Source organism: Bradyrhizobium sp. USDA 4474 (assembly GCF_054057515.1).
In genome coordinates, this window is sequence record NZ_JBSRZJ010000002.1 from 1,290,904 (window position 1) to 1,312,746 (window position 21,843).

20 protein-coding genes and 2 pseudogenes are annotated in these 21,843 nt (G+C 62.6%); 11 read left to right on the plus strand and 11 right to left on the minus strand.

Annotated elements, in window-relative coordinates; genetic code table 11:
* Window position 1 precedes the first annotated feature (1 nt).
* Complete coding sequence (locus tag ACVW16_RS07860) at window positions 2–1,261, minus strand: FecR family protein (RefSeq protein WP_456735831.1); 1,260 nt, start codon at window positions 1,259–1,261, stop codon at window positions 2–4.
* A gap of 130 nt (window positions 1,262–1,391) precedes the next feature.
* On the opposite strand from ACVW16_RS07860, the gene ACVW16_RS07865 reads away from it, so the two are divergent.
* Together ACVW16_RS07865 and ACVW16_RS07870 are read left to right on the plus strand one after the other, a co-directional pair.
* Window positions 1,392–3,182 (plus strand): ShlB/FhaC/HecB family hemolysin secretion/activation protein, encoded by a 1,791-nt coding sequence (locus tag ACVW16_RS07865; protein ID WP_456735832.1) that lies wholly within the window; start codon window positions 1,392–1,394, stop codon window positions 3,180–3,182.
* Between the two features lie 138 nt (window positions 3,183–3,320).
* Window positions 3,321–4,151, plus strand: coding sequence for an alpha/beta fold hydrolase (locus ACVW16_RS07870; RefSeq protein WP_456704759.1), 831 nt, complete (start codon window positions 3,321–3,323; stop codon window positions 4,149–4,151).
* 91 nt (window positions 4,152–4,242) lie between these two features.
* Here the strand turns inward: ACVW16_RS07870 and ACVW16_RS07875 are convergent, their stop codons facing one another.
* The 5 genes from ACVW16_RS07875 to ACVW16_RS07895 all read right to left on the minus strand — a co-directional run bounded on the left by ACVW16_RS07875 (window position 4,243) and on the right by ACVW16_RS07895 (window position 6,710).
* Window positions 4,243–4,584, minus strand: a complete 342-nt coding sequence (locus ACVW16_RS07875) for a phasin (protein WP_092228872.1) — start codon at window positions 4,582–4,584, stop codon at window positions 4,243–4,245.
* 147 nt (window positions 4,585–4,731) lie between these two features.
* Window positions 4,732–4,917 (minus strand): hypothetical protein, encoded by a 186-nt coding sequence (locus ACVW16_RS07880; RefSeq protein WP_456704760.1) that lies wholly within the window; start codon window positions 4,915–4,917, stop codon window positions 4,732–4,734.
* 297 nt (window positions 4,918–5,214) lie between these two features.
* Window positions 5,215–5,472: a hypothetical protein gene (locus tag ACVW16_RS07885; RefSeq protein WP_456735833.1), complete on the minus strand. Its 258-nt coding sequence runs from the start codon at window positions 5,470–5,472 to the stop codon at window positions 5,215–5,217.
* Window positions 5,473–5,566: 94 nt separating this feature from the next.
* On the minus strand, window positions 5,567–6,130 hold the full coding sequence (locus ACVW16_RS07890; RefSeq protein WP_456704762.1) for a hypothetical protein: 564 nt from the start codon (window positions 6,128–6,130) through the stop codon (window positions 5,567–5,569).
* A gap of 46 nt (window positions 6,131–6,176) precedes the next feature.
* A complete protein-coding gene (locus ACVW16_RS07895) occupies window positions 6,177–6,710 on the minus strand; it encodes a GcrA family cell cycle regulator (RefSeq protein WP_456735834.1) in 534 nt (177 codons plus the stop codon).
* 163 nt (window positions 6,711–6,873) lie between these two features.
* Here ACVW16_RS07895 and ACVW16_RS07900 point away from each other — a divergent pair, with 163 nt between their 5' ends.
* Together ACVW16_RS07900 and ACVW16_RS07905 are read left to right on the plus strand one after the other, a co-directional pair.
* On the plus strand, window positions 6,874–7,482 hold the full coding sequence (locus ACVW16_RS07900) for a S24 family peptidase (RefSeq protein ID WP_456735835.1): 609 nt from the start codon (window positions 6,874–6,876) through the stop codon (window positions 7,480–7,482).
* A gap of 100 nt (window positions 7,483–7,582) precedes the next feature.
* Entirely contained in the window at window positions 7,583–7,858 is a 276-nt protein-coding gene (locus ACVW16_RS07905) for a hypothetical protein (RefSeq protein WP_456735836.1), read from the plus strand.
* A 39-nt stretch (window positions 7,859–7,897) separates the two neighbouring features.
* On the opposite strand, the gene ACVW16_RS07910 is transcribed toward ACVW16_RS07905, so the two are convergent.
* Window positions 7,898–8,872: a quinone oxidoreductase family protein gene (locus tag ACVW16_RS07910; RefSeq protein ID WP_456735837.1), complete on the minus strand. Its 975-nt coding sequence runs from the start codon at window positions 8,870–8,872 to the stop codon at window positions 7,898–7,900.
* Between the two features lie 227 nt (window positions 8,873–9,099).
* Between ACVW16_RS07910 and ACVW16_RS07915 the strand changes: the two genes are divergently transcribed.
* The 4 genes and pseudogenes from ACVW16_RS07915 to ACVW16_RS07930 all read left to right on the plus strand — a co-directional run bounded on the left by ACVW16_RS07915 (window position 9,100) and on the right by ACVW16_RS07930 (window position 12,371).
* Window positions 9,100–9,300, plus strand: a complete 201-nt coding sequence (locus ACVW16_RS07915; RefSeq protein ID WP_456704767.1) for a hypothetical protein — start codon at window positions 9,100–9,102, stop codon at window positions 9,298–9,300.
* A 146-nt stretch (window positions 9,301–9,446) separates the two neighbouring features.
* The gene (locus tag ACVW16_RS07920) at window positions 9,447–10,394 is read left to right on the plus strand and encodes an AAA family ATPase (RefSeq protein WP_456738769.1); all 948 of its coding nucleotides are present in this window, start codon (window positions 9,447–9,449) and stop codon (window positions 10,392–10,394) included.
* Between the two features lie 5 nt (window positions 10,395–10,399).
* A pseudogene (locus tag ACVW16_RS07925) lies at window positions 10,400–11,780 on the plus strand (vWA domain-containing protein).
* Between the two features lie 369 nt (window positions 11,781–12,149).
* Window positions 12,150–12,371 carry a hypothetical protein gene (locus ACVW16_RS07930; RefSeq protein ID WP_456704770.1) on the plus strand — a complete coding sequence of 74 codons (222 nt, stop codon included), beginning with the start codon at window positions 12,150–12,152 and terminating at the stop codon, window positions 12,369–12,371.
* An 8-nt stretch (window positions 12,372–12,379) separates the two neighbouring features.
* On the opposite strand, the gene ACVW16_RS07935 is transcribed toward ACVW16_RS07930, so the two are convergent.
* From ACVW16_RS07935 to ACVW16_RS07945, 3 genes and pseudogenes are all read right to left on the minus strand, one after another.
* On the minus strand, window positions 12,380–13,771 hold the full coding sequence (locus tag ACVW16_RS07935) for an NCS2 family permease (RefSeq protein WP_456735840.1): 1,392 nt from the start codon (window positions 13,769–13,771) through the stop codon (window positions 12,380–12,382).
* 12 nt (window positions 13,772–13,783) lie between these two features.
* Window positions 13,784–15,647, minus strand: a pseudogene (locus ACVW16_RS07940) (adenine deaminase).
* Window positions 15,644–16,324 (minus strand): TetR/AcrR family transcriptional regulator, encoded by a 681-nt coding sequence (locus ACVW16_RS07945; protein ID WP_456704773.1) that lies wholly within the window; start codon window positions 16,322–16,324, stop codon window positions 15,644–15,646. The pseudogene ACVW16_RS07940 and the gene ACVW16_RS07945 overlap by 4 nt, the downstream one beginning before the upstream one ends.
* Window positions 16,325–16,589: 265 nt before the next feature.
* Between ACVW16_RS07945 and ACVW16_RS07950 the strand changes: the two genes are divergently transcribed.
* The gene (locus tag ACVW16_RS07950; RefSeq protein ID WP_456704774.1) at window positions 16,590–17,909 is read left to right on the plus strand and encodes a dicarboxylate/amino acid:cation symporter; all 1,320 of its coding nucleotides are present in this window, start codon (window positions 16,590–16,592) and stop codon (window positions 17,907–17,909) included.
* Here the strand turns inward: ACVW16_RS07950 and ACVW16_RS07955 are convergent.
* Window positions 17,794–19,224 carry a hypothetical protein gene (locus ACVW16_RS07955; protein WP_456738201.1) on the minus strand — a complete coding sequence of 477 codons (1,431 nt, stop codon included), beginning with the start codon at window positions 19,222–19,224 and terminating at the stop codon, window positions 17,794–17,796. The two genes, ACVW16_RS07950 and ACVW16_RS07955, sit on opposite strands and share 116 nt — an antisense overlap.
* A gap of 396 nt (window positions 19,225–19,620) precedes the next feature.
* On the opposite strand from ACVW16_RS07955, the gene ACVW16_RS07960 reads away from it, so the two are divergent.
* The gene (locus ACVW16_RS07960; RefSeq protein ID WP_456735842.1) at window positions 19,621–20,733 is read left to right on the plus strand and encodes a BMP family ABC transporter substrate-binding protein; all 1,113 of its coding nucleotides are present in this window, start codon (window positions 19,621–19,623) and stop codon (window positions 20,731–20,733) included.
* Window positions 20,730–21,842, plus strand: a complete 1,113-nt coding sequence (locus ACVW16_RS07965; RefSeq protein ID WP_456735843.1) for an ABC transporter permease — start codon at window positions 20,730–20,732, stop codon at window positions 21,840–21,842. The genes ACVW16_RS07960 and ACVW16_RS07965 overlap by 4 nt, the downstream gene beginning before the upstream one ends.
* The last annotated feature ends 1 nt before the right edge of the window (window position 21,843 follow it).

Here is a 21,843-nt window from a genome sequence, read left to right on the forward strand (position 1 = left end):
CTCAGTGGTGATGGCCGTTCCCGTTCCCATTCCCGTTGCCGTTACCACCACCATTCCCATTGCCGTTACCGTTGTTGCCTTTGCCGTTGCCGGTGGCGCCGCCGTGACCTTTACCTTGATCGCCCCTGTCATCACCGTCGGTTTTGCTGTTGTCATTCCTGGTGCCGGAATTGCCGTTGCCATCCGACGGTCCGGCGGCCGCGTCGCCGCTCGAACCGGCGCTGGTCGCAACATTGCTTGCTCCTGTACTTGACGACGTCGACGCAGCGCCGGCACTCGAGCCACTGCCGCTGACAGTGACCGCCGTGATCGCGGAACTGTTGGTGGCAGTGGTCGTCGTGCTCGACTTGCTACCGCTCCACACCGTGTCGGTGCTGGCATTTGCATTTCGCACCTGTCCTGGTGCGATGGTGTTGTGGGCGAGCCCGTGGGTGACCTTGTGGAAGTTCAGCTTGACCTCACCGAGCGAGCCCGAGATGTGCACGGCGCCGATCTTGGGCGCGTGAGCGCTGGCTGTCTGATGCGAGTGCATCGGCGCACCAGCCACCTTGCTCTTGTCGGCCGTGCCGAGAGCGCGGATCGCACCACCATTCCCGGCGTTGCGCGGCGCCGACAGGCCTGACTTCGGCACTGGGACGCGTTCGACCGTCGAGGCACGCGGCTTGCCTTGCTCGATCGGATTGAGCGTGCCGGAGCCTCCCAGGCTGAGACCATGCTTGCCGTGCTCGAAGGCGGTGGCGACCTGGCCCGGCATGACCTGGGCAATCTGCCCGGTCTTGAAATCGGAGACCTCGACCTGACCACGGAGCACGCCGACCTTGGTGCTGCCTGCGCCTACTGTAACGCTGAAATGCGTTCCCTTGACCACGGCGGCGAGATAGGGCGTCTCGACCTCGAAATGCTTGACGTTACGCTTCTCGACCTCGAGCAGGATCGACCCCGCCTGCTGGATGATAGTGGTCGAAAGACCCTCCTTCTTCTCGGCCGGCACCCCGACCACCGAGTTGGGCGAGATCAAAATCGTCTCCTCGCCGCGAACCAGCAGCACGCGCCCGTTCCGCCCGGTTCGGATGGTGTCGCCCGGCTTCAGCGTTTCTTCCTGGTTTAACGAGACCTGTTGGGCGCCACTGGTGGAAAGCCAGACCTCCCCCGATGACTTGCTGACCGACCAGACGCCGTCATCCGCAGCGGATGCACCGGACGCGGCTCCCATGATCAACGCGGCGATTAGGGCACACCGCATTCCAACTCTACCCAGCATGATGATCCTCGGTCCGCATGACAGCCAGCCGCGAGGCGTATCCGAAATCATTCAACATAGACTTAGCCGGAAACGGTCAGCAGAGCGGTCGCATTAACGATTCATTGACCATAAAAAAATATGAAAAATCATGCAGCTAACGAAGTCTTACCGGCTCATCGGCACTCCTCCGTCAAACTACGGAGAACTGTTCGTTGCGCGCATTGAGAAGCGCCATCTCCTCACCGCGCTGGTGCTGGCGGCATCGATCTTCGCGGGAGTTCCGCAGAGTTTCGCGCAGCAGGCGCATGCCCCGGGCTTCGATCCGCGGCAGCCGGAGAAATATTTTGAAAACCAAAGCGAGCGGGAATCCCTGAGCCGGCCCCCGCTGAAGCTCCCTTCGGCCGGCCAATCCAATGCCGCGGGGGACAGCAAGGCGCAATTTGTGCTGCGCGGAATCAATATCAGCGGCGCCCACGCCATCTCCCCCGATCGCATCGCCGCGGCCTACCAGCCTTATCTCGGCAAAAGCGTCTCGCAGGCCGACCTTGTCGCGATTGCCGGCGCGATCAGCGATCTCTACCGTGCCCAGGGCTTCCATCTGAGCCGAGCAATCGTGCCGGCGCAGGATATCGCAGACGGCCGTGTCCGGATCCAAATCATCGAAGGCGCCATTGTAGAGACCGAACTGAAAGGCGATGGCGCCGAGCAATTCGGTATCAGGCCGATGCTCGGGCCGATCCTGGCAGAGCAGCCGTCGCGCCTGGCAACACTCGAACGTCAGCTCTACCTCATCAACGGCTGGCCGGGAGTCCGGATCACCGATACCGCGCTGGAGGAGATCGGCGGCGCGACCGGCCGTTTCCGCCTCACCGTCTGTTTGAAGTCCTGGCACGTCTTCACCTCGTTCGGGCTCGACAATCTCGGCTCATCGTCGGTTGGCCCGTGGCAGACCTATGCGACCGGCGCGTTCAACTCCTATCTAACGCCGGGGGACACCCTCGCGGTCAATCTGTCGACGGTCGCCAACGACCCGCGCGAGCTCGGCTTCTCGCGGCTGTCCTATGATGCTCCAGTCGGCGTCGACGGCGTACGGCTCGGCGGATCAGTGCTGTACAGCGCGGTCAGGCCCGGCGATGTGCGTCGGCTCGCCAGCGACATCACCACGACCGAAGCGTTCGAGCTGCGCGCCAGCGTCGTCCCGCTACAATCGCGATCTTCCACGTTGACCCTGACTGCGGCCACGACCTTCAGCAATGTATCGGAGCACGATCTGTACGGGCCCTGGTACAATGACCATATCAGGGCCGCGAGCCTCACCGCCGACTATCGGCTCCAGGACGGCCTCGGCGGCACCAACTTTGCGACGATGACCTTTCGCCAGGGCCTCGACGTCTTCGGTGCCTCGCATTTCGACGATGATCTGTTGTCGCGCGACGGCGCCTCCTCGAATTTCTCGGTGCTGAACTTCTGGTTCACTCGCTACCAGTCACTGACCGACACCTGGTCGCTCAAGCTGTCTGCAGCGAGCCAGACCGCGTCACGGCCACTGTTCACCTCGCAGCAATTCTATCTCGGCGGCGCAGCATTCGGCCGCGGTTATGGTGCGGCCGAGATCAGTGGCGACAACGGGCTTGCCGGCTCCTTCGAACTCCGCTTCGACCAGAACCTCAATTTCCGTTACTGGAGCGGCTACCAGCTCTACGCCTTCGGCGATGCCGGTGCGGTCTGGAACGACGGTTACCGGCTGAGCGACGGCCTCTCGCTGACATCGGCCGGTGCCGGCGTGCGGTTGTTTCTGTCCCACGATCTCCAGGCAGATTTTGGCGTGGCCGTGCCCTTGAGCTATCGGGCGCCGGACAATGAGCGCCGCAGCCCTCGCTTCCTGTTCACCCTGTCGAGCGCGTTCCGGCTGCGCCCTGAACGAAACGGCTGTCTCTAGCCCCGCGGGATCGCGACGCGGCCCTTTTGGGGCCACACTCGGAGACTTGCCTAAATTTAATCCTGTGAGGTGCTCACGATCGCTCGATCGGGCCGTTTCCAATAGCCATGTTCAGTCAAAAGTGATTGAGACGGAACCATGAAGAGGGTTTTTGGAATTCTGGCTTTTCTCTGCGTCCTTGCAGCCGGCGAATATGTCGTCGTCAGCAAGCTCGCGATCCGGCACGAGACGCTGTCGTTGTTCGACGCCTCGCGTCAGCGGCCGATCTCGGTGGATATCGCGGTGCGCCGCGACTATGAGACGAAGGCCAATCTCGGCCTCTGGAAACTTCCAGTAGCCATCATCAGCAATGGCAACACGGTCAAGGCGACCGAATATTCCTTCCTCGCCAATGTTCTGGCATCGCGTGGCTATCTCGTCGCCAGCATCCAGCAGGATCTGCCGAGCGACCCCCCCTTAATGACCCACGTCGGCCAGCCATATGTCGGCCGGCGCGAGGTCTATATGCGTTGCGAGGCCAACATCCTATTCGTGCTGAACACGCTGAAGGGGCGGCAACAAAACGCCGATTACGACCACATCACGCTGGTCGGTCATTCCAACGGCGGCGATGTCTCCATGTATGTCGCCCGGCAGCATCCCGAGCTCGTGTCGAAGGTCATTACGCTCGATAATCTCAGGGTGCCGTTCGTCCTCAATGACCACATGAAGATTCTGTCGTTCCGCTCCAAGGATCCGCACTTCGTGACCGATCCCGGTGTGCTGCCGACGCCCGAAGAGGCGAAGGCGCGTGGTATCGACATCATCCACACCGGCGCGCAACACACCGAGATGAGCGATCGTGGACCCGACTCGGTCAAGGAGAAGATTCAGGCGACACTTGACCGTTTCCTGCGCGACAGCGCCAGCAGCGCACTCGCTCCGGCCGATACGACCGCGCCGATGATCATGAATCCCGGCGACTACTGACCAAGAAGCTTTGCGCCCGAGCGAACGACACCCGAAAATGCAAATCCCTGCCGGTTGAACCGACAGGGATCAGCATGAGCGACACGCCAGATCAGGACTTGCCCTTGCCCGGCTGCATGAAGTTGCCGGTCATCTGGCGCATGTGATCGCCGGCATTGGTAAATTGGCTGCGCAGGAACTCGGACTGGATCCGCATCGCCTCCTGAAGGTCGGTTGCGTGAACCAGCTTGCGAGCATGCTCGAACGCTGCCTTCATGTTCTGCTCAGTAAAGGCGAGCGCCTGCTTGGAGACGTCTGCCCCCGCTCCCGGAACGGAGGTCATCGACTTGGTGGCGGCATCGAAAAACATCCCGAATGCCTTCTCAGCCTGGTCGATGGTTTTCTCGGCCAGGTCGCGCAGTTCAGCGGGAACTTCGAGCTTCGGTTCGATCATGGTCGCACTCCTCCCTCTTTTTCCTGACTGATTATCACATTTGTGGCACCGCATTCCAGCGGTCAGTCGCGCGCCAGGGCTGCAGCTTGGCGGTCTACCCGGTCCGGAAGATGGACAAAGCGGAACGTCGGGGCGCTGTCGGTCCTGCTAGGACACGGGATGTTCAGGGAGCGTTTCGTCAGTGACGAGGTCTTCGACAAGCCTGATCACCTCGAAACGCTGGCGGGGAGCGAGCTTGAGAAAGGCGCGCAGCAGACGGAGACTCTCGACCGTACCGGTCGCGGGGGCGCCGAGCTTGAGATGCAGTTCAGCCGCGAAATTGAGGTTTTTCATCTCGCACCTATGACAGGATCGGCCCTTCGGGTTGTACATCAGCAGCCCTAAAGGACCAAATGCCGTCACCGAACGCCATTGCGACGACCGACTCTCGGTAGGGCCATCTCAGCAGACCATCACGCCGAGCTGCAGATTTCGACAGACTCGGCTCGACCCGAGAAGTTGCAATCATGACAAGAAACAACCCATCGTGCAAGCCACTTAGCGATGCTTCGCCGACACCGCGCCACGGCAATTCCGAATGACAGGCATAGGGCGTCGTCGTCACCCACCTGCGTCAAGAAGCAGCATCAGTCACCACATGGCCCCGATCGCTGTCAATTCGACCAACGTTTCGGGTTGCTTCCGGCATGCTCGGAAACTGGCAAACACAGGGGCTGGACCTTCTTCAGCGTGCTCGTCGCACGCGTCCTGAAAAACCATGTCGGGAGCGTAGTCGGTCACCTTGTATTGCGGCTTCACGCAGGCAAATGGACCGGACCGGAGATTTCGCTGTCGCGACAAGCCGATGATGATCTCATCATTAACGGTGACGATCTTGCCCAGATTCATTTTGGTCTCCTGCGCCCATGCGCCCTGTGCCGAGAGTGTCGGAAGCGGAGCCGCGAGGCCAAGTGCCGGCGGCGAAAGCCGCCGGCACTTTCGCTCAACCGCGCCGGGCTGTTGTGTCGGTCGCGAAGCCGTAGACGAGCGCCAGCCGATCGAGGCATTCGCGAAATCGCCGGGCGAAATAGTCGTTCCAGCGCTGGGTGCGGACAGCGCGCCGCTGCCCGATCTGGTCCATGGTCAGGCCGTGCACCAGCACGTCGTGCACCAGAGCCGCACCGTCGGTGCCGAGCTCGTGCTCGATCCGATTCAGCCGCAGCACAGCCTGGCGCTGGCTGTCGCTCATGGGCTCGCGGAGGCGTGCGCCGTCGACATATTCGCGGGTCGGATCCATGGCCTGTGGGCCTCGCTCCGCCCTCTCCCAGTCGTTCTGATAGGCCCGACCACCCCGATATTGCGCCTCGTCGATCTGGTGGTGCGAGTGCAGCCGGCCGAGCGGATCGTTCCTGATCGACCGCATCACCAGGATCTTCTCGTCCCTATCCAGTGCCAGTGGATTATCGACCTCGATCTCCACGACCTCGGCGTTGAACGGCAGATCGCGCGACCGCCGGTCGTGAAGTCCGGTCAACTTGTAGGACATATTGCGTCTGGCACGTGTCACTCGGAAGCTCCTTTCGAATTGACATGAGACGGGACGGCGGTGCCGGTCAGGCGGCGGAAACCAGCCTCAGTACGACGGCACCGGCCGTACAGCCGGACGTTGCTCCAGGACCGCGAGTCAGGTGAGCATGCGGCGCGCAGTAGCCCGAACCAGGCTGACGCGGATGGCCGCAGAAACGGATCTCCTCTCCCTCCCTGTCACCCCCATAGGGATAGCGGCAGTCGCCTTGCTCGAGCTCGACCAGCGCGATCAGGCGCGGCCGGATACCAACACAGCGCAATTTGACCGGATTGACCGGCTTCAATGCTGACGGCGGCGGCAGGTTCAGGCTGGCTGACGCGGCACGATACGGCGCGACTTGGGAGGGCTCGCCCGACAAGGACGGCACGATCGACGGACTCATCACCCGTTCGGGCGCTGCGAGCCCCAGCCGCCTGGCCCGGCCGGCCACCGCATTGCGCGTGTAAACCGTTCCAAACCTTGCGTTAATCTTCCTTCCGATCTCCGCATACGACCACCCCTTGAAAAAATAGTCTCGAAGCGCGTCGGAATGCTCCGACGGCCAATAGCCCGGTTCCATGCTGCTGTCCTGTGATGCGCCCCGACCGTTCGATCCGGCGGCGGACACATACATTCCGTTATTCCGAATACGAAGTCAAGCAGGAATTCTGATATTCATAATTGCATCAATTCCGAATTTCGGATTACAAGAGCCACGTGCCACGGCAATCGAGGGAAACATCATGTTGGACGCTGCAATGATCGAGCGGGGCCTGGAAAAGACGGGCAAGAGCAAGGGCGGGCTGGCCGCGGCGATGGGCGTGCGTCCCGGAGCAGTGTCGGAAATCCTTGGTGGCGAACGCCTGGTGAAGGCCTCGGAAATCATTCCGATCATGGAATATCTGGAGCTCAACCTCGCGCCGATCATGGGCCGCGTCGGCGCCGGCGCCGTCATCGAGCCTGACGTCGAGCAGGTTCCGCCGGAGGGGCTCGGCGACGTCACGCTGCCCTTCCCGATTATGGAAGAAACCGTCGCATTCGAGATCGTCGGCGATTCGATGCTGCCCAAATATGAAAGTGGCGACGTGATCGTGGTCTACAAGGACCAGCGTCATCCGCTGTCCAGCTTCTACGGCGAAGAGGCCGTGGTCCGGCTCAAGACCGGCGAGCGCTATCTCAAGACCATCGAGCGGGGCAAATCACCTTCCGTCGTCAACCTCACCAGCTTCAACGCCAAGCCGATCGTCGGCGTCAAGCTCGACTGGGTCGGAGAGATCTGCCTCTCGATGCCGAAGGGCCAGCTCGAGCGGCTGCGCGCCAAGTCCGCCCGCCCGCGCAAGAAAGGCCGGTAAGGCGCGATTTCCGATTTTTGGAAATCCACCTTGACTTAATTCTTCTTTTCGGAAATACTCCTGCCGCACACCGATCATCGGGGCGCGGCAGGATCGTTTGATGCAGTATTTCGTCGTGATGATCGATTACGGGCGCCGCGGTCGCGAGGCGATTGTCGACCCTGAAATCACCAGGCGCGAAGTCATCTCCCGAGTCAGCTCCGGCGAATACCAGAACATCTCGTTCGTCCACGAAATCGCGGGGGATTCGGTCGAGGACGTGACCGAAGCCATTCTGGCTGAGGCCGCCCTCCCCGAAATTCCGCCTGAGGATATCGATCTCCAGGCGAACCGTCTCGATCACGTCCGCGACCTGCACAGGCACGACAAAATATGACGCGCGCCCAGGCCGCCTGCGCCACTGCTCCACCCGAAATCACACCGTGAGAACGGTCGATCCCGTGGTCTTGCGCGCGGCGAGATCGGCATGCGCCTTGGCGGCGTCCTTCAGCGGATAGGTCTGGTGCACCTCGATCTTGACCGCGCCGGATTTCACGACATCGAACAGCTCGTTCGCCATCGCGACCAGGTTCTCGCGCTTGGCGGCGTAGGTGAACAGCGTCGGTCGGGTGACGTAAAGCGAACCCTTCTGCGCGAGCAGGCCGAGATTGAGCGGCTCGACCGCACCGGAAGACGCACCGAACAGCGCGGCGACGCCGAGCGGCGCGAGGCAGTCCAGCGACCTCAGGAACGTGTCCTTGCCGACGGAATCATACACCACCGGCACCTTCTTGCCGCCAGTGATCTCGTCGACGCGCTTCACGAAATCCTCGCGCGAATAAATGATGACGTGATCGCAACCATGCGCCTTGGCGAGCTTGGCCTTCTCATCGCTGCCGACGGTACCGATCACGGTTGCGCCGAGATGCTTGGCCCATTGGCTCAGGATCAGGCCAACGCCGCCCGCCGCGGCATGCAGCAGAATGGTGTCGCCAGCCTTCACACGATAGGTCTGCCGGATCAGGTACTGCGTGGTCAGCCCCTTCAGCATCATTGCAGCCGCGGTCTTGTCGTCGACCCCGTCAGGCAGCTTCAGAAGCCGATCGGCAGGGATCAGCCGCGCCTCGGAATAGGCGCCAAGCGGCGAAGCGCCGTATGCGACACGGTCACCCGGCTTCAGATCAGTGACGCCTGGCCCGACTTCTTCGACAACGCCCGCGGCCTCGCTGCCGAGCCCACTCGGCAATTGGGCCGGATACACGCCCGAGCGGTTGTAGATGTCGACGAAGTTGAGGCCAACAGCGGTATGGCGAATGCGCGCCTCGCCTGGTCCCGGCTTGCCGACATTGACCTCCTCCCAAACCAGAACGTCCGGACCGCCGGTTTTGTGAAAGCGAATGGCATGGGTCATGGGCGTGCTCCCTTATCGTTGTGATGTGATGGTCCGAAAACCGGATCGGCCGGTGAAATAGGCATTTCGTCCGCCCCGTTACAGTATAGAAGACGTAACAAGAATGTCACAGCTACCGACAAACCCGCGCCGTTCCGCCTCTGTTCGGAAGAGTTGATGACGGTCCTGCGGCGACCGGCAGTACCCTTTGCGCGGGGATTGGTGGTCGCCTGCGAAGGAGAGCCGAGATGCCAGCTTATGTACAGCATCGTCAGGATATCGAAATCGCGCCTGTGATTTGTCCGACGTGCATCGGGTTCCTGCCGATGCATGTGCGTGGGGTCGAACCGCACTGGAGCCTGGCCAAGATCGACTTCGTCTATGAATGCGCCGATTGCGGCGCCGAGGTCAGGCAGACCATTCGCAAGCCGGGGCAGCTGCGACACTGATCGCGGCGTCAGCCGCTCATCAAGTATTTGCGCTGAACGGAATAAGTGGCCATCAGCGCGGATCAGGCCCGTCCCAGACGAGGCTTGTTCTTTGCCGGGAACGCAGGCAGAACAAGCTTCAAGCAAGACCTTTGGGAGCGCCCTTCGTGGCTGAACAGAAGGCCTCGACCGCGATCGAGGCAGTGGAGAGCGGCCTCGCCGCGCAGGGCTATATCGCGAGCCGGCAGATCGCGACCGCCGTCTATTTGTCGCAACAGATCGAGAAGCCGATCCTTGTCGAGGGCCCTGCGGGCGTCGGCAAGACCGAGCTTGCCAAGGCGATCGCGGCCTGGCGCGGCAAGAAGATGATCCGCCTGCAATGCTACGAAGGCCTCGACGAGGCCAAGGCGCTCTACGAGTGGAAATACGCCAAACAGCTGCTCTACACCCAGATCCTCAAGGACAAGCTCGGCGAAGTCCTCGGCGGCGCGCAAACGCTGCACGCTGCCCTCGACCAGCTCCATGATTTCGGCGACGTGTTCTTCTCCAAGGAATTCGTCGAGCCGCGGCCGCTGCTGCAGGCGCTGGAGCAGCCGGGCGGCTGCGTGCTGCTGATCGACGAGATCGACAAGTCGGATGCCGAATTCGAGTCGCTGCTGCTGGAAATCCTCTCGGACTTCCAGGTCACGATCCCGGAGCTCGGCACGGTCTCGGCGATGACGCCACCGACCGTGATCCTCACCTCCAACAGCGAGCGCGATCTCGGCGACGCCCTGAAGCGACGCTGCCTGCACCTGCATATCGGCTTCCCCGAGCAGCGGCTCGAAGAGCGCATCGTTGAAAGCCGCGTCCCCGGCATCTCCCGGACGCTGCGCCGGCAGATGGTGGGCTTCATCCACGAGATCCGCTCGCTCGACCTGAAGAAGCTGCCCTCGGTCAGCGAGACGATCGACTGGGCGCGCGTGCTGGTGCTGCTTCAGGCGTCCGAGCTTGATACCGAGATCGTCAAGGACACGCTCAACGTGCTCCTGAAGTACGAGGCCGACATCGAGGCTGCGTCGCCGCAGATTACGACCTTCATTGCCAAGGCGGCACGGTCCAACGTCTTCGGTTGACGCCGATGCGCGAAAATCTTCATCGTTTCTTTCGAGCGGCGCGGGGCGCCGGCGTCCATGTCTCGCCCGCGGAAAGCATCGATGCGATGCGCGCAGTGGCGCAGGTCGGCCTCACCGACCGCACCATTTTGCGCGACGCGCTGCTTCTGACGCTCGCCAAGTCGCAGGACGAGAAGCTCGCGCTCGGCGACTGTTTCGATCTGTTTCTTCAGTCAACCCGAGCCGCCTCAGGATCAAGCCGGAGCCAACGACGATGACGAAGCCTCACAGGACTCCGATCAATCGTCCTCATCGAGTTCGACCGGCGAAGCGGCCGAAGGTCAGCCTCCCGAAGAATTAGGTCCTCTCGCACGGATGCTGCTGTCGCAGGATCGCAATGCGATCTCTGCCGCGATCGCCAGCGCGTCCGGTGCAGCCTCACTCTCCGACATCCGTTACTCCACCCAACGCGGCATCTTCTCCAGCCGCATCCTCGACGCGATGGGCCTTCAGCGCCTGCGCGACGATCTCGACGAGTTGACCGCAAGCAACCCGGCACTCGCCGAGCGCTTGCGCGCGGCACTGGACGCCCTGCGCGAGGCCGTCCGCGACACCGTCTCGCAAGGGCTTGCGCTCTATGCTCGCGAAGAGGCCGAAAACCTCCGCAACGAGATCCTGCGCAATGCGCCTCTGGCCCGCATCGAGCGGCGCCAGGTCGCGGAAATGCGGGCTCTCATCCGCCAGATCGCGCGTCGCCTGCGCGAGCGCTATTCGAAACCGCGCAAGCGCCAACGCCGTGGACATCTCGACGTCCGCCGCACACTTCGCCGCAACGCTGCCTGGGGCGGTGTCCCCTTTCTCACCGCATGGAAGCGCAAGCACCGCGAGCGGCCGAAGATCGTGGCGCTGTGCGACGTCTCCGGCTCGGTTGCGCAGGTCTCGGACTTCTTCCTGCTCCTGATCCACTCGCTGCACGAGGTGGTGGACGACGTCCGTTCCTTCGCATTCTCCTCGCACCTGATCGAGGTCAGCGACATCCTGCAGAAGAAGTCGCCGGAAGAAGCGATGGCCGAGATCATGTCCAAAGTCGGCTTCGGCTCGTCCGATTACGGTTCGTCACTGGTCGATTTCGAGAAGGACTTCATGAGCACGCTGACGCCGCAGACCACGGTGATCGTGCTCGGCGATGCCCGCAGCAACAATCTCGATCCGCGCGCCGACATCTTGCGCCGCGTCTCCGAACGCTCGAAGCGGCTGGTCTGGCTCAATCCCGAAGGACGGCTTGCCTGGGGCTTTGGCGATTCCGAGATGCCGCGTTACGCGACATTTTGCAGCGTGGTGCGGCAATGCGCCACTGCTCAGCAGCTCGAGCGAGCCGTCTCCGACATCGTTGCGATTTACCGGTAGGCCTGTCCGCGGACGTCAGAAGTTCCGCGGGTCCGGCGTTGCAGTCGCGAAGTGATGGGAAATTCATCGAGCGCGCTGTTTCGATTCCTCGGCTTCTGAGCATATCGCGTCGCAGAATGAGGCAGTAACGCTTCCCCTGCACCTGCAGCTGTCGCAACGCAACATCAAATAGAAATCATCAATTCGTGATCAGTGAGCGGGATGATCTTTGCGCCCAAACGATCTTAACCATTGTGACGCAACGACGAGCGGCAATTCGTGAAGAGAGTTTCCAAGCAGCGCATCGAATTCCCGACTCATTGTCGTCGCATGGTCTTCATGCAGCGCCGCTAACAGGGGCGCGCGAACGGTACTGTCGATCGAGGCAACATGAACACCGATTTCGATTTCGACCTTTCACCGGACCAGTGGGAAGCCCTGAAGACGCTTCGCAGCCCGGTGCCGAACGGTCGCCTCTCGAAGGGTCATCTGCTCGAAGGTCTCGTCAGGCTCGGCCTTGTTATGTTCAGCGACGGCGGACCTGCGATAACCGACACCGGCCGGAAGGTTCTGGTGCGCGGATCGTGCAGATTGCTGGATCTGGCAGCGTAGCGCGCGCGTCAGAAAATCTGGGCTGTCACGATCGCGTAAGCGATGAACACGACGCCCAGTCCCCACACCATCGCTGGGATCTTTGACCGCCGGCCGACCGTGACTTCCAGGGCAATGTAGCTGAGAGTGCCCAACGCCATTCCGTTGATGAGGTTGTTGGTCAGCACGGTGACCAGCAGCGTCAGCACGATCGGAATCGCGTTGCCGAGATCGCTCATGTCGATGCGAGCGAGACCCTGCATCATCAGCACGCCAACGAGCACCAGCGCAGGCGCGGTCGCTTGCGCCGGGATAATGACGAAGATCGGCCAGAAGAACAGCGCGAGGAAGAAGAACCCCGCAACGGTCAGCGCCGTCAAGCCGGTGCGGCCGCCGGCCTGCACGCCGGTGATCGACTCGATATAGGCCGTCACCACCGACGTGCCGAACAACGGACCGACGATAGATGCCGTCGCATCGGTCGCAAACGCAGCGCTGGCATTCGGGATCGAGCCGTCGGGCTTGCGCAAATTGGCAGCGCCGGTGACGCCGATCAGCGTGCCCAGCGTCGAAAAGAATTCGGCACACAGGAAATAGAACAGCAGCGGCAGCGCCACGACGAAATGGCTGAAAAGATAGCCGACGTCGAGCGCCATGAAAGTGCTGGCCGGCCAGCGTGGCCAGGACAGCAAGGCCGATGGCATCGACGTCACCATCTTGCCGTTGGCGCCCGGAACGAAGAAGCCGATCACGGTCAGCAACACGATCGACAGGATCAGCGCCGCCGGCACCCGGCGAACCACCAGCACCGGCGTGAGCAGGAGGCCGAACAGCGTCAGCAGCACCGGCGGACTGCGCAGCGATCCCATCGCAATATAGGTCGACGGGTTCTGAACGACGAATCCGGCCCCGCGCAGCGCAATGAAGACGATGAGAGTCCCGACCGCCGCCTGGATGCCGATCTTCAGCGCTTCCGGCACATCCTTCGCGACCTTCTCGCGCAGCTTCGACAGGCTGAGGATCAGGAACAGCACGCCGGTGAAGGCAACCATGGCGAGCGCGCCCTGCCAGGGCATGCCCATCTGCTTGACGATGACATAGGTAAAGATGACGTTCGAACCCATCGCGGGCGCAACCGCGAGCGGCAGATTGGCCCACAGCCCCATCATCACCGAGCCGAAGATCGCAGCCAGCGCCGTGGCGCTGACGAGATCGGCACGATCCATCCCGGCATTGGACATGATCGCGGGATTCACGGCGATGATATAGGCCATCGCCGCGAAAGTCGTTGCTCCGGCCATCACCTCGCGGCCGATGCTCGTGCCGCGCTCGGTGAGACGAAAGGCCCGATCGAGCAGCCCTGCAACGGGGACCGGCGCCGGCTCTGCGGAAGCGGGCTCCGCCTTCGTCATCTCGTTCATCCCAGTCCTCCCCTACCAGACCACCGGGTGCGTTTCGCCGGTCTGCACGTTGACGAAGCCGAGCGGCGCCTGCTCGCATGGCGCCACCAGGACCCAGCTCCAGGGCGCGCAGGTCAGCGTTGCAAACATCAGCCGCTCCGGGAATCCCGGATACCAGCGCGGCCGGTATGTCGGCTCGTACATCCAGTCGACCTTGCGGCCTTCGGCGTAAAGCCCCTGCATCTCGGCATCGAGCGCTTGCGCCGAACGACAGGTCATCAGCCCGCCGACCTCGAAGCGCACGGTGACGAGCTCGCCCTCACGCACCAGCGCCCATCCACCCTGAAGCTCGATCAGGGCGTTCACCGCCTTTGCCATCGCCGCGTCGGACGAACCGACCACCCAGATGTTGTGCTTGTCATGCGCCACCGAGCAGGCGAGCGCCGTTTCCGGCGTGCGCGGTCCGCATCCCCGCCAAAACATCTTTGCGACGCGCCCGTCGCCGGAAAAGCGGTCGACGATGGCAAATTTCGTGATGGCCTCGCTCTCGTCGCGCTGCACGGCTCCGTCGCGCACCGGCAGTTCGAGCGTGTAGAACTCAGGATGCCAATGGAAGGGGCGGATCACCGCGGCCTTCATCGTGGTCCGCCCGGGCTCGGCCCGCAGCTCGAAATCTTCGGGCTGGATCGTGCGCTTGATGTTGACCGTGTTGGTCGCCCAGTCTGGCCATTCGATCTTAGGCACTTCGGCGAGATAACGCCCGCCGTCGGCGACTTGCGCACCGTCGGCCCACACCTCAGCAATCTCGAGTTTGGCAACATCCGACAACAGCACGACGTCCCCGAAGCGCCCCCGGCGCCAGACTGCCGACGAAGGGCGTGAGCCGCATGTGCCGCGCCGGATTGATGGTGAGGCACTGGATCGCGATTTCCGGCGCGAGGCCGGCCTCGATCGCTACCCGCGCATTGTGATCGCTGGCGCCGAGCTCCAGCGTATGGCTGGCACTGCGATCATCCGTGGTGAACGCGATCTGCGACCAGTCTTGCAAACCCTTCGCGAGCAGCCATTTGACGATCTCGTCCATGGCGTAGACGCGCAGCTCGACGAACAAGCCGCGCGTGAGCTTGTCCCAAGTCTCCTCCGGCGTCTGCACTTCATGGTCGGAGGCGAGCCCGGCCGCGGCGAAGGCGTTGATGGAGGGCAGATCCCGCAAGCCTGACGCGTGTCCCTCGACGACGCCGCGCGCCGCGAACGTCGCCTCGATCATGCCCCAGAGCCGCTTGTAGGAGGGATTATCTGGATTCCAAACGGCCGGCCAGTCCATGACTTCGTCGAGTCCGGTGACCATCAGGCTCTCGCGCATGAAGCGCGCCTGCTCGTCGCGGCCATACCAGCCGCCACCCCATTCGTAAGCCGTCGGCGGCACCGCGGAGCCGGGCTGAGGAAATATCTTGAGCGGCGAGCCGCGTCGGCGTGCCTCGAACCAGAATTCGAGATTGCGTGCACCGTTGACGTTGGAGAATTCGTGGCTCGCCTCGCAGGTCCAGGTATTGCCATGCGGCAGCACCAGCGCCGCCTCCCATTCCGGCGTCAGATGCGAACTCTCGATATGCTTGTGCACCTCGCCGAAGCCGGGTACGGCCGCAACATCCGGCCGATGCACTCGCTCGCGGACCTCGCCGGGATAGCTTCCCGCCGGCCCGACCCACGCGATACGCCGGCCCTTGAAGACGATTTCCTGGTTCTTGCTCCAGGTGCGGCTGTGCACGTCGAGTAACTTACCCACCCGCAAGGCGCGATCGGCCGGACGGCGACCGAGCGCCGTCAGCACCAGGTCCTGGCGAATCCGAACCTCGTCGGGCGCGTTGATCAGGAGATCGTCGGGTATCGCATTCATTGTCTGCCTCGTTCTATGCCGGCATTTTCGCGACCCACAGTCCGCTTCCGCGACGGCTTTCCGGTCTTGCCGCCACGCGCGGCAGCGCCATCGCGTTGGCGGACATCCTTCAGGAGAGTCACGAGGGCCCACTCGATGGCATCGGCGATCTCGCTGCTCGTCATGCCGAAATCCTCGCGCATCGCGTTCCAGGCAAGCACGTTGTTGAGATAGGACGCGAGCGCCTCGGCTTGGCGGGCGTCCTTTGCGGGAAGATGTTGCACCAGCGGCGCCATCGCCTTGCGATGCTGGTCAATCAGGTGCCGCCTGAAGCCGGCGCGCACCCGGCGACCCGCCCGCGTCATCGCAATGGCGCGCGCGAGATGCGGATGGCGATCGAACCGCTTGCACAGCTTGCGGAATATATCGGGCAGTTCGTCGGGCGAGGTGAAGGGAATGTAGCTGAAGACGTTGTCCTCGATCCATTCGCCGGCCGCCGCGAACAGCTCCGCGCGGGTCTTGAAGTGCCGGTAAATGGTTCGCTCGGCCACCTTCGCACGCTTGGCCACCGCCGCCATGGAGATGTCGTCGGCCGCTTCGTCCTCCAGAGTTTCGACAAACGCCGCAACGATGCGCTGCCGCGTCATCTCGGCATATTCGTCGCGAAGGCTGGCGATCTGTCGCTTTGCTGTACTCATGTCATAAAGCTGACATCGCGCAGATTAAGGGTCAAGCCGAGACATGAGGCAGGCCGCGCCGTAACAAGGGGCTGCGGCGGTTGGCGATCCTCGCACGGGCCGACTGTGGCCCGCTCCTGAAAATGACGTTGGCCCAATCCCTCAATCGTTCGAACTGGACCTCAGGCGGTGGAAAAAAGCCTCCGGCCCCCTCCAAAACCGCGATAATCTGGCACGGTAGTTGCTAGCTTTGGTCATCAGCACGTCGTCACAACGGGGAGTTATCATGTCGACCATTGCCGCGGCCCCGGCCGCCGAGCCCAAGCCGCTTTACGCCTCGCTGTTCGTCCAGGTGCTGGTGGCGCTGATCCTGGGGATCATCCTTGGTGTGGTCGCCCCGGACTTCGCCATCAGCCTCAAGATCCTCAGCGATGCCTTCCTGAAGCTGATCTCGATGATCGTGGCCCCGATCGTGTTCTGCGTCGTCGTTCACGGCATCGCCGGCGCCGGCGACCTCAAGAAGGTCGGCCGGGTCGGCGTCAAGGCGCTGGTCTATTTCGAGGCGATGACCACAGTCGCGCTCCTGCTCGGACTCATCCTGGCCTACGCTTTCGGTCCCGGCCATGGCATGAACATCGATCCTTCGACGCTCGATGCCAAGGCGCTCAATACCTACGCTGACAATGCCCACAAGCTGCAGGGCGCAGGCATCGGCGCGTTCCTGCTCAACGTCATCCCGTCCACCTCGTTTGATGCGCTGTCGCGCAACGACGTGCTCCAGGTGCTGTTCTTCGCCGTGCTGTTCGGCGTCGGCCTCGCGCTGGTCGGCGGCGAGAAGGGCGCGCTCGTCACCTCGATCATCGATGCGGCGTCCACCGTGCTGTTCCGTGTCATGGGCCTCGTCGTTCGGGTGGCCCCACTCGGCGTGCTCGGCGCGGTGGCCTATACCGTCGGCAAATACGGCGTCGGCTCGCTGAAGCAGCTCGTCTCGCTGGTGATGCTGTTTTACGTCTCGGTCGGTATCTTCGTGCTGGGCGTGCTCGGCGGCGTGATGGCGCTTGCAGGAATCAACATTCTCAAGTTTCTCGCCTATCTGCGCGAAGAGCTGACGATCGTGCTCGCGACCGCCTCTTCCGACGCGGTGCTGCCGCAGATCATGAAGAAGCTGGAGCGGATGGGGGTCAAGGATTCCGTGGTCGGCCTCGTCATTCCGACCGGCTATTCCTTCAACCTCGATGCCTTCTCGATTTATCTCACGCTCGCGGTGGTCTTCATCGCGCAGGCCACTAACACGCCGCTGTCGTTCGGCGATCTCCTGCTGGTGCTGGGGGTCTCCCTGATCACGTCAAAGGGCGCGCACGGCGTGCCGGGCTCGGCGATCGTGATCCTGGCCGCGACGCTGAACGCGGTGCCGAGCATTCCCGCGATCGGACTCGTGCTGGTGCTGTCGGTCGACTGGTTCATCGGCATGGCTCGCGCAGTCGGCAACCTCATCGGCAATTGCGTGGCGACGGTCGTCGTGGCGGCCTGGGAAGGTGACCTCGACCGCGCCAAGGCCGCCAAGGTTCTCGAGGGCGGAGAACTGGTGGACGTGACCGCGGGATAGTGCCCGTGGATCGGTCATTCCACTGGAGGAGCGGCGTTCCGTACGCCCTCTTCCAAACCGACAGGAAGCGCGGAAACCAGGAATGTGCCACGGCGCCCTTATAGGCCCACGTGCGATATTTCAGTCCCTGCTCGGAGATCAGCTCCTGATATCCACCATGGACCTCGGTCGAGGTGCGAATGTCCTTCAAGATTGCTTGCGCGCAGGCGCGGTATGTATTGCTTTCCGAGAACTCCTCGAAGTCCATCATGCGATCCGCGAACTCGACGTTGAATGTCGGCCAGGACGAGCGACCCTGGTAGGCTGGCGCCGCAATCCTGTGGATCATCTTGTTCCGCGGATTGTCGGCCGACATCAGGAAGTGGAACGTGCTGGGGATGCGGAAGCGCGGTTCGGCGATGATCAGATCGGTCGTGGCCGCAAACAGCGCGCGCTCGCGTGCATCGTTCATATCCCAGAAGCCGCGGTGCACGCCGACGAAATCCAGCGCGACCAGGGACGCCGGCGTGCCTATCGGACCATCCAGCGAATGCCTGACATAACCGTCCTTGCCGAATAGACTGAGCAGCCCTTTCTTGTACTCCGCGAGGTCGCGACCGAGCAGCCGCTTCAACTCGTTCTCATCGACGAGGCCAAGCTGCACGCCCCACACGAAGGTCGTGTAAACGCAGGCATTGGTGACGAAACGCCGGCGCTCGGCGCGGGTGTCCGTTGCCGCGGAGCGAGGCCCCCTGGCATCGCAGAGCAAGCATCTGATGCCGTCGGCGTCGAAAGGCTCGAGCTCGCTTGCCAGCTTCAGGACCGCGCGCTTCAAATCGCCGCCGTATTCGGCCAGCAGCAGACGCCCCGCACTCGCGCATTGCGACATTGCCGGATAGGGCGACGCCCGCTCCTCGGCCGAGAGCATCTGCTGGAGACCGGCAAGAATGCCGAGCAGCGTATCCGAAGGAGGCGAGAAATAGTTCACGCCGAGATACCGGTCCTGCCCCGCCGGAACGATGGTGGTCGTGACGACGCCGGCGCGGACCGCCTCCAGCAGCAAGCGCACGCTCTTTTCGAGCAGACGAGCCCGGCGCACCGCGTCCTGTGCATTCATGATGGTCTCGGCGTCGAGGACATCAGGATAGAACCAGGCGAAGTCGCGCGGGTAATAGGCGGAGGCATGCGGTGCGCCCGTAACGAGGAACGCCTCGGTCACCGAAAAGGCGCTGTCCATCGAATGCCGGTAGAGGTCCTCGATCACTGACGATGAGTGATGCGACTGTCTCAGGAACCGATCACCGAGAAAATTAACCGCCTGAAGGGCATTGGCCATGAAGGTCGCGGCTGCGCCCTGGTAAAACCGATTTCCGCGATGTGACCGCAAGGCAATATCGCTGCTCCATGGGCCGGGTAGCTCGTGATCCCGCCGCCGGCCGGCCGCTGATACGCGAACATGATTGATTCATGTCTCACCCCGATGACACGGCGCCGCACCGGACAGGCCTGCCCAACTCGATTGCATACAACGCAGATATTTCGCCTAATTTTCGATCAATGCCATTTGTGACCAAGATTCAAACACTTCATATATGTATTGTATTTCAATAGCTTATACGAAAGTGGCGCCTCTTTCCTCTCTGGCATGAAGCTTGCGACATCCTATCCCGGGCTCCGCCAGACCGGCGCAGCCGCGAGATTGAGGCGGTTCAGCCGCCAAGGGGAGCAAACAATGGATTTTGGCAGGATTTCACGACGTCATGTGTTGCAGGGGGGCGCGGCCCTCACCCTCGGCGCAGCGGCGGGCGCCCGCCCGGCCTTCGCGGCCGAGACCACCATCGGCTTCATCTATGTCGGCTCGCGTGACGACTACGGTTACAACCAGGCACATGCGCAGGGGGCGGCGGCGCTGAAGAAGATTCCCGGCCTCAAGGTCGTCGAGGAAGAGAAGGTGCCGGAGACTGACGCGGTCGAGAAGACGATCGAGTCCATGATCAATCTCGACGGCGCCAGCCTGCTCTTCCCGACCTCGTTCGGTTACTACAATCCACACATCGTCAAGATGGCGGCCAAGTACCCGAAGCTTCACTTCGAGCACTGCGGCGGCCTCTGGACCGACAAGGACCCGAAGAACGCCGGCAGCTATTTCGGTTATATCGACGAAGCCCAGTACATCTCGGGCATCGTTGCCGGCTATACCTCGAAGACCGGCAAGCTCGGATTCGTCGCGGCCAAGCCGATCCCGCAGGTGTTGCGCAACATCAACGCCTTCGCGCTCGGCGCGAAGCTCGCCAATCCCAAAGCTACCACGCAGGTGATTTTCACCGGTGACTGGTCCATGCCAGTCAAGGAAGCCGAAGCCACCAACAGCCTGATCGATCAGGGGGTGGATGTCCTCACCTGCCATGTCGACGGTCCGAAGACCATGGTCGAGAACGCGGCGCGCCGCGGCGCCATGGTGTGCGGCTATCATGTCGATCAGTCGCCACTCGCGCCGAAGGCCTATCTCACGGGTGCCGAGTGGAACTGGGAAGCGCTCTACCCGAAGTTCGTGAAGATGATCGCCGCCGGCGAGAGCATCCCGAACTTCTACCGCGGCGGCCTCAAGGAGGAGATCGTCAAGACCTCGCCCTATGGCGAAGCCGTCTCCGCCGAGGCGCGCAAGCACGCCGACGAGATCAAGGCAAAATTCCTCTCGGCCGAAGGCTACGCGATCTTCAAGGGCGGGCTGGTCGACAACAAGGGCAAAACGGTCATTGCGGCCGGCACCGATCGCGGCCAGAAGGATCCCGAGCTCGAAAAGATGGACTATCTCGTCGAAGGCGTGATCGGAGCGACTTCGTGACGACAGAGGCGGCGGATTCGGCCGATGCGGTCGGGGAAATTGCCCCGACCGCAGACCCCGGCTTTCTCCAGCGTCACGGCGGCACAATCGAGTATGTCCTGATCCCGGGCGCAGCGGTCGCCGCCGCACTTGCGATCTTCGGCATCTTCGTCATGCTGTTCGGCAAGAATCCGCTCGACCTCTATTTCTACATGTACTACGGCGCGTTCGGCACCTGGTTCTCGTGGCAGAACACGCTGACGCGTGCGGCACCCCTCATCCTGACCGCGCTTTGCACCGCGCTGCCGGCGCAGCTCGGCATGGTCATCATCGGTGGCGAAGGCGCGCTGCTGATCGGCGCGTTGTCGGCAACGAGCGCCGCACTGTTGCTTCAGGGCATGCCGCCGCTTGTCGTGCAGATCGCCATGGTCATTGCCGGCGTCATCGGTGGCGGGTTGTGGATCACGCTCGCTGGCGCGCTGCGGCAATATCGCGGCGTCAACGAGACGATCTCGAGCCTGCTGCTCGTCTACATCGCGCTCGCAATCCTGAATCATCTCGTCGAGGGCATGATGCGGGATCCCGCCAGCCTCAACAAACCGTCGACCCGCGAGATCGGCGCCGCCAACATGATCGGCTCCATTCCCGGCACCGACGTGCATTGGGGCCTGGTGTTCGGCCTCGGCGCCGCGGTCGCCGCCTACATCCTGATCTATCACACCGTGTTCGGCTTCGCCGCGCGGGTTGCCGGCGGCAACATCCGCGCTGCCAAGATCGTCGGCCTCGGCGTCAGCAAGCTGATCCTGACCATCTGCTTCCTCGCAGGTGGCGCCGCCGGGCTTGCCGGCATGGTCGAGGTCGCCGCCGTGCAGGGCCGCACCAACGCCAATCTTGCAGCGGGCTACGGCTTCACTGGCATCCTCGTTGCCTTCCTGGCGCGGCAAAATCCGCTCGCCATCATTCCCGTCGCCATCCTGCTTGGCGGTATCAGCGCCAGCGGCGGCCTGCTGCAGCGCCGCCTCGGGCTGCCCGATGCCTCCGGGCTGGTCCTGCAGGGCATCATCTTCGTCTTCGTGCTCGCCAGCGACGCGCTCTACGGCCGCATCGGTTTCCTGAAGGGAAAGTCCTGAG

Bases quoted from the DNA above. Each gene is read 5' to 3' on its own strand.
- ACVW16_RS07865 (WP_456735832.1), top strand. From the start codon at position 1,392: ATGCAGCTAACGAAGTCTTACCGGCTCATCGGCACTCCTCCGTCAAAC.
- ACVW16_RS07915 (WP_456704767.1), top strand. From the start codon at position 9,100: ATGCCAGCTTATGTACAGCATCGTCAGGATATCGAAATCGCGCCTGTG.
- ACVW16_RS07875 (WP_092228872.1), bottom strand. From the start codon at position 4,584: ATGATCGAACCGAAGCTCGAAGTTCCCGCTGAACTGCGCGACCTGGCC.
- ACVW16_RS07930 (WP_456704770.1), top strand. From the start codon at position 12,150: ATGAACACCGATTTCGATTTCGACCTTTCACCGGACCAGTGGGAAGCC.
- ACVW16_RS07870 (WP_456704759.1), top strand. From the start codon at position 3,321: ATGAAGAGGGTTTTTGGAATTCTGGCTTTTCTCTGCGTCCTTGCAGCC.
- ACVW16_RS07960 (WP_456735842.1), top strand. From the start codon at position 19,621: ATGGATTTTGGCAGGATTTCACGACGTCATGTGTTGCAGGGGGGCGCG.
- ACVW16_RS07945 (WP_456704773.1), bottom strand. From the start codon at position 16,324: ATGAGTACAGCAAAGCGACAGATCGCCAGCCTTCGCGACGAATATGCC.
- ACVW16_RS07885 (WP_456735833.1), bottom strand. From the start codon at position 5,472: ATGAATCTGGGCAAGATCGTCACCGTTAATGATGAGATCATCATCGGC.
- ACVW16_RS07935 (WP_456735840.1), bottom strand. From the start codon at position 13,771: ATGAACGAGATGACGAAGGCGGAGCCCGCTTCCGCAGAGCCGGCGCCG.
- ACVW16_RS07895 (WP_456735834.1), bottom strand. From the start codon at position 6,710: ATGGAACCGGGCTATTGGCCGTCGGAGCATTCCGACGCGCTTCGAGAC.
- ACVW16_RS07900 (WP_456735835.1), top strand. From the start codon at position 6,874: ATGTTGGACGCTGCAATGATCGAGCGGGGCCTGGAAAAGACGGGCAAG.
- ACVW16_RS07955 (WP_456738201.1), bottom strand. From the start codon at position 19,224: ATGGCCAATGCCCTTCAGGCGGTTAATTTTCTCGGTGATCGGTTCCTG.
- ACVW16_RS07950 (WP_456704774.1), top strand. From the start codon at position 16,590: ATGTCGACCATTGCCGCGGCCCCGGCCGCCGAGCCCAAGCCGCTTTAC.
- ACVW16_RS07880 (WP_456704760.1), bottom strand. From the start codon at position 4,917: ATGAAAAACCTCAATTTCGCGGCTGAACTGCATCTCAAGCTCGGCGCC.
- ACVW16_RS07905 (WP_456735836.1), top strand. From the start codon at position 7,583: ATGCAGTATTTCGTCGTGATGATCGATTACGGGCGCCGCGGTCGCGAG.
- ACVW16_RS07860 (WP_456735831.1), bottom strand. From the start codon at position 1,261: ATGCTGGGTAGAGTTGGAATGCGGTGTGCCCTAATCGCCGCGTTGATC.
- ACVW16_RS07910 (WP_456735837.1), bottom strand. From the start codon at position 8,872: ATGACCCATGCCATTCGCTTTCACAAAACCGGCGGTCCGGACGTTCTG.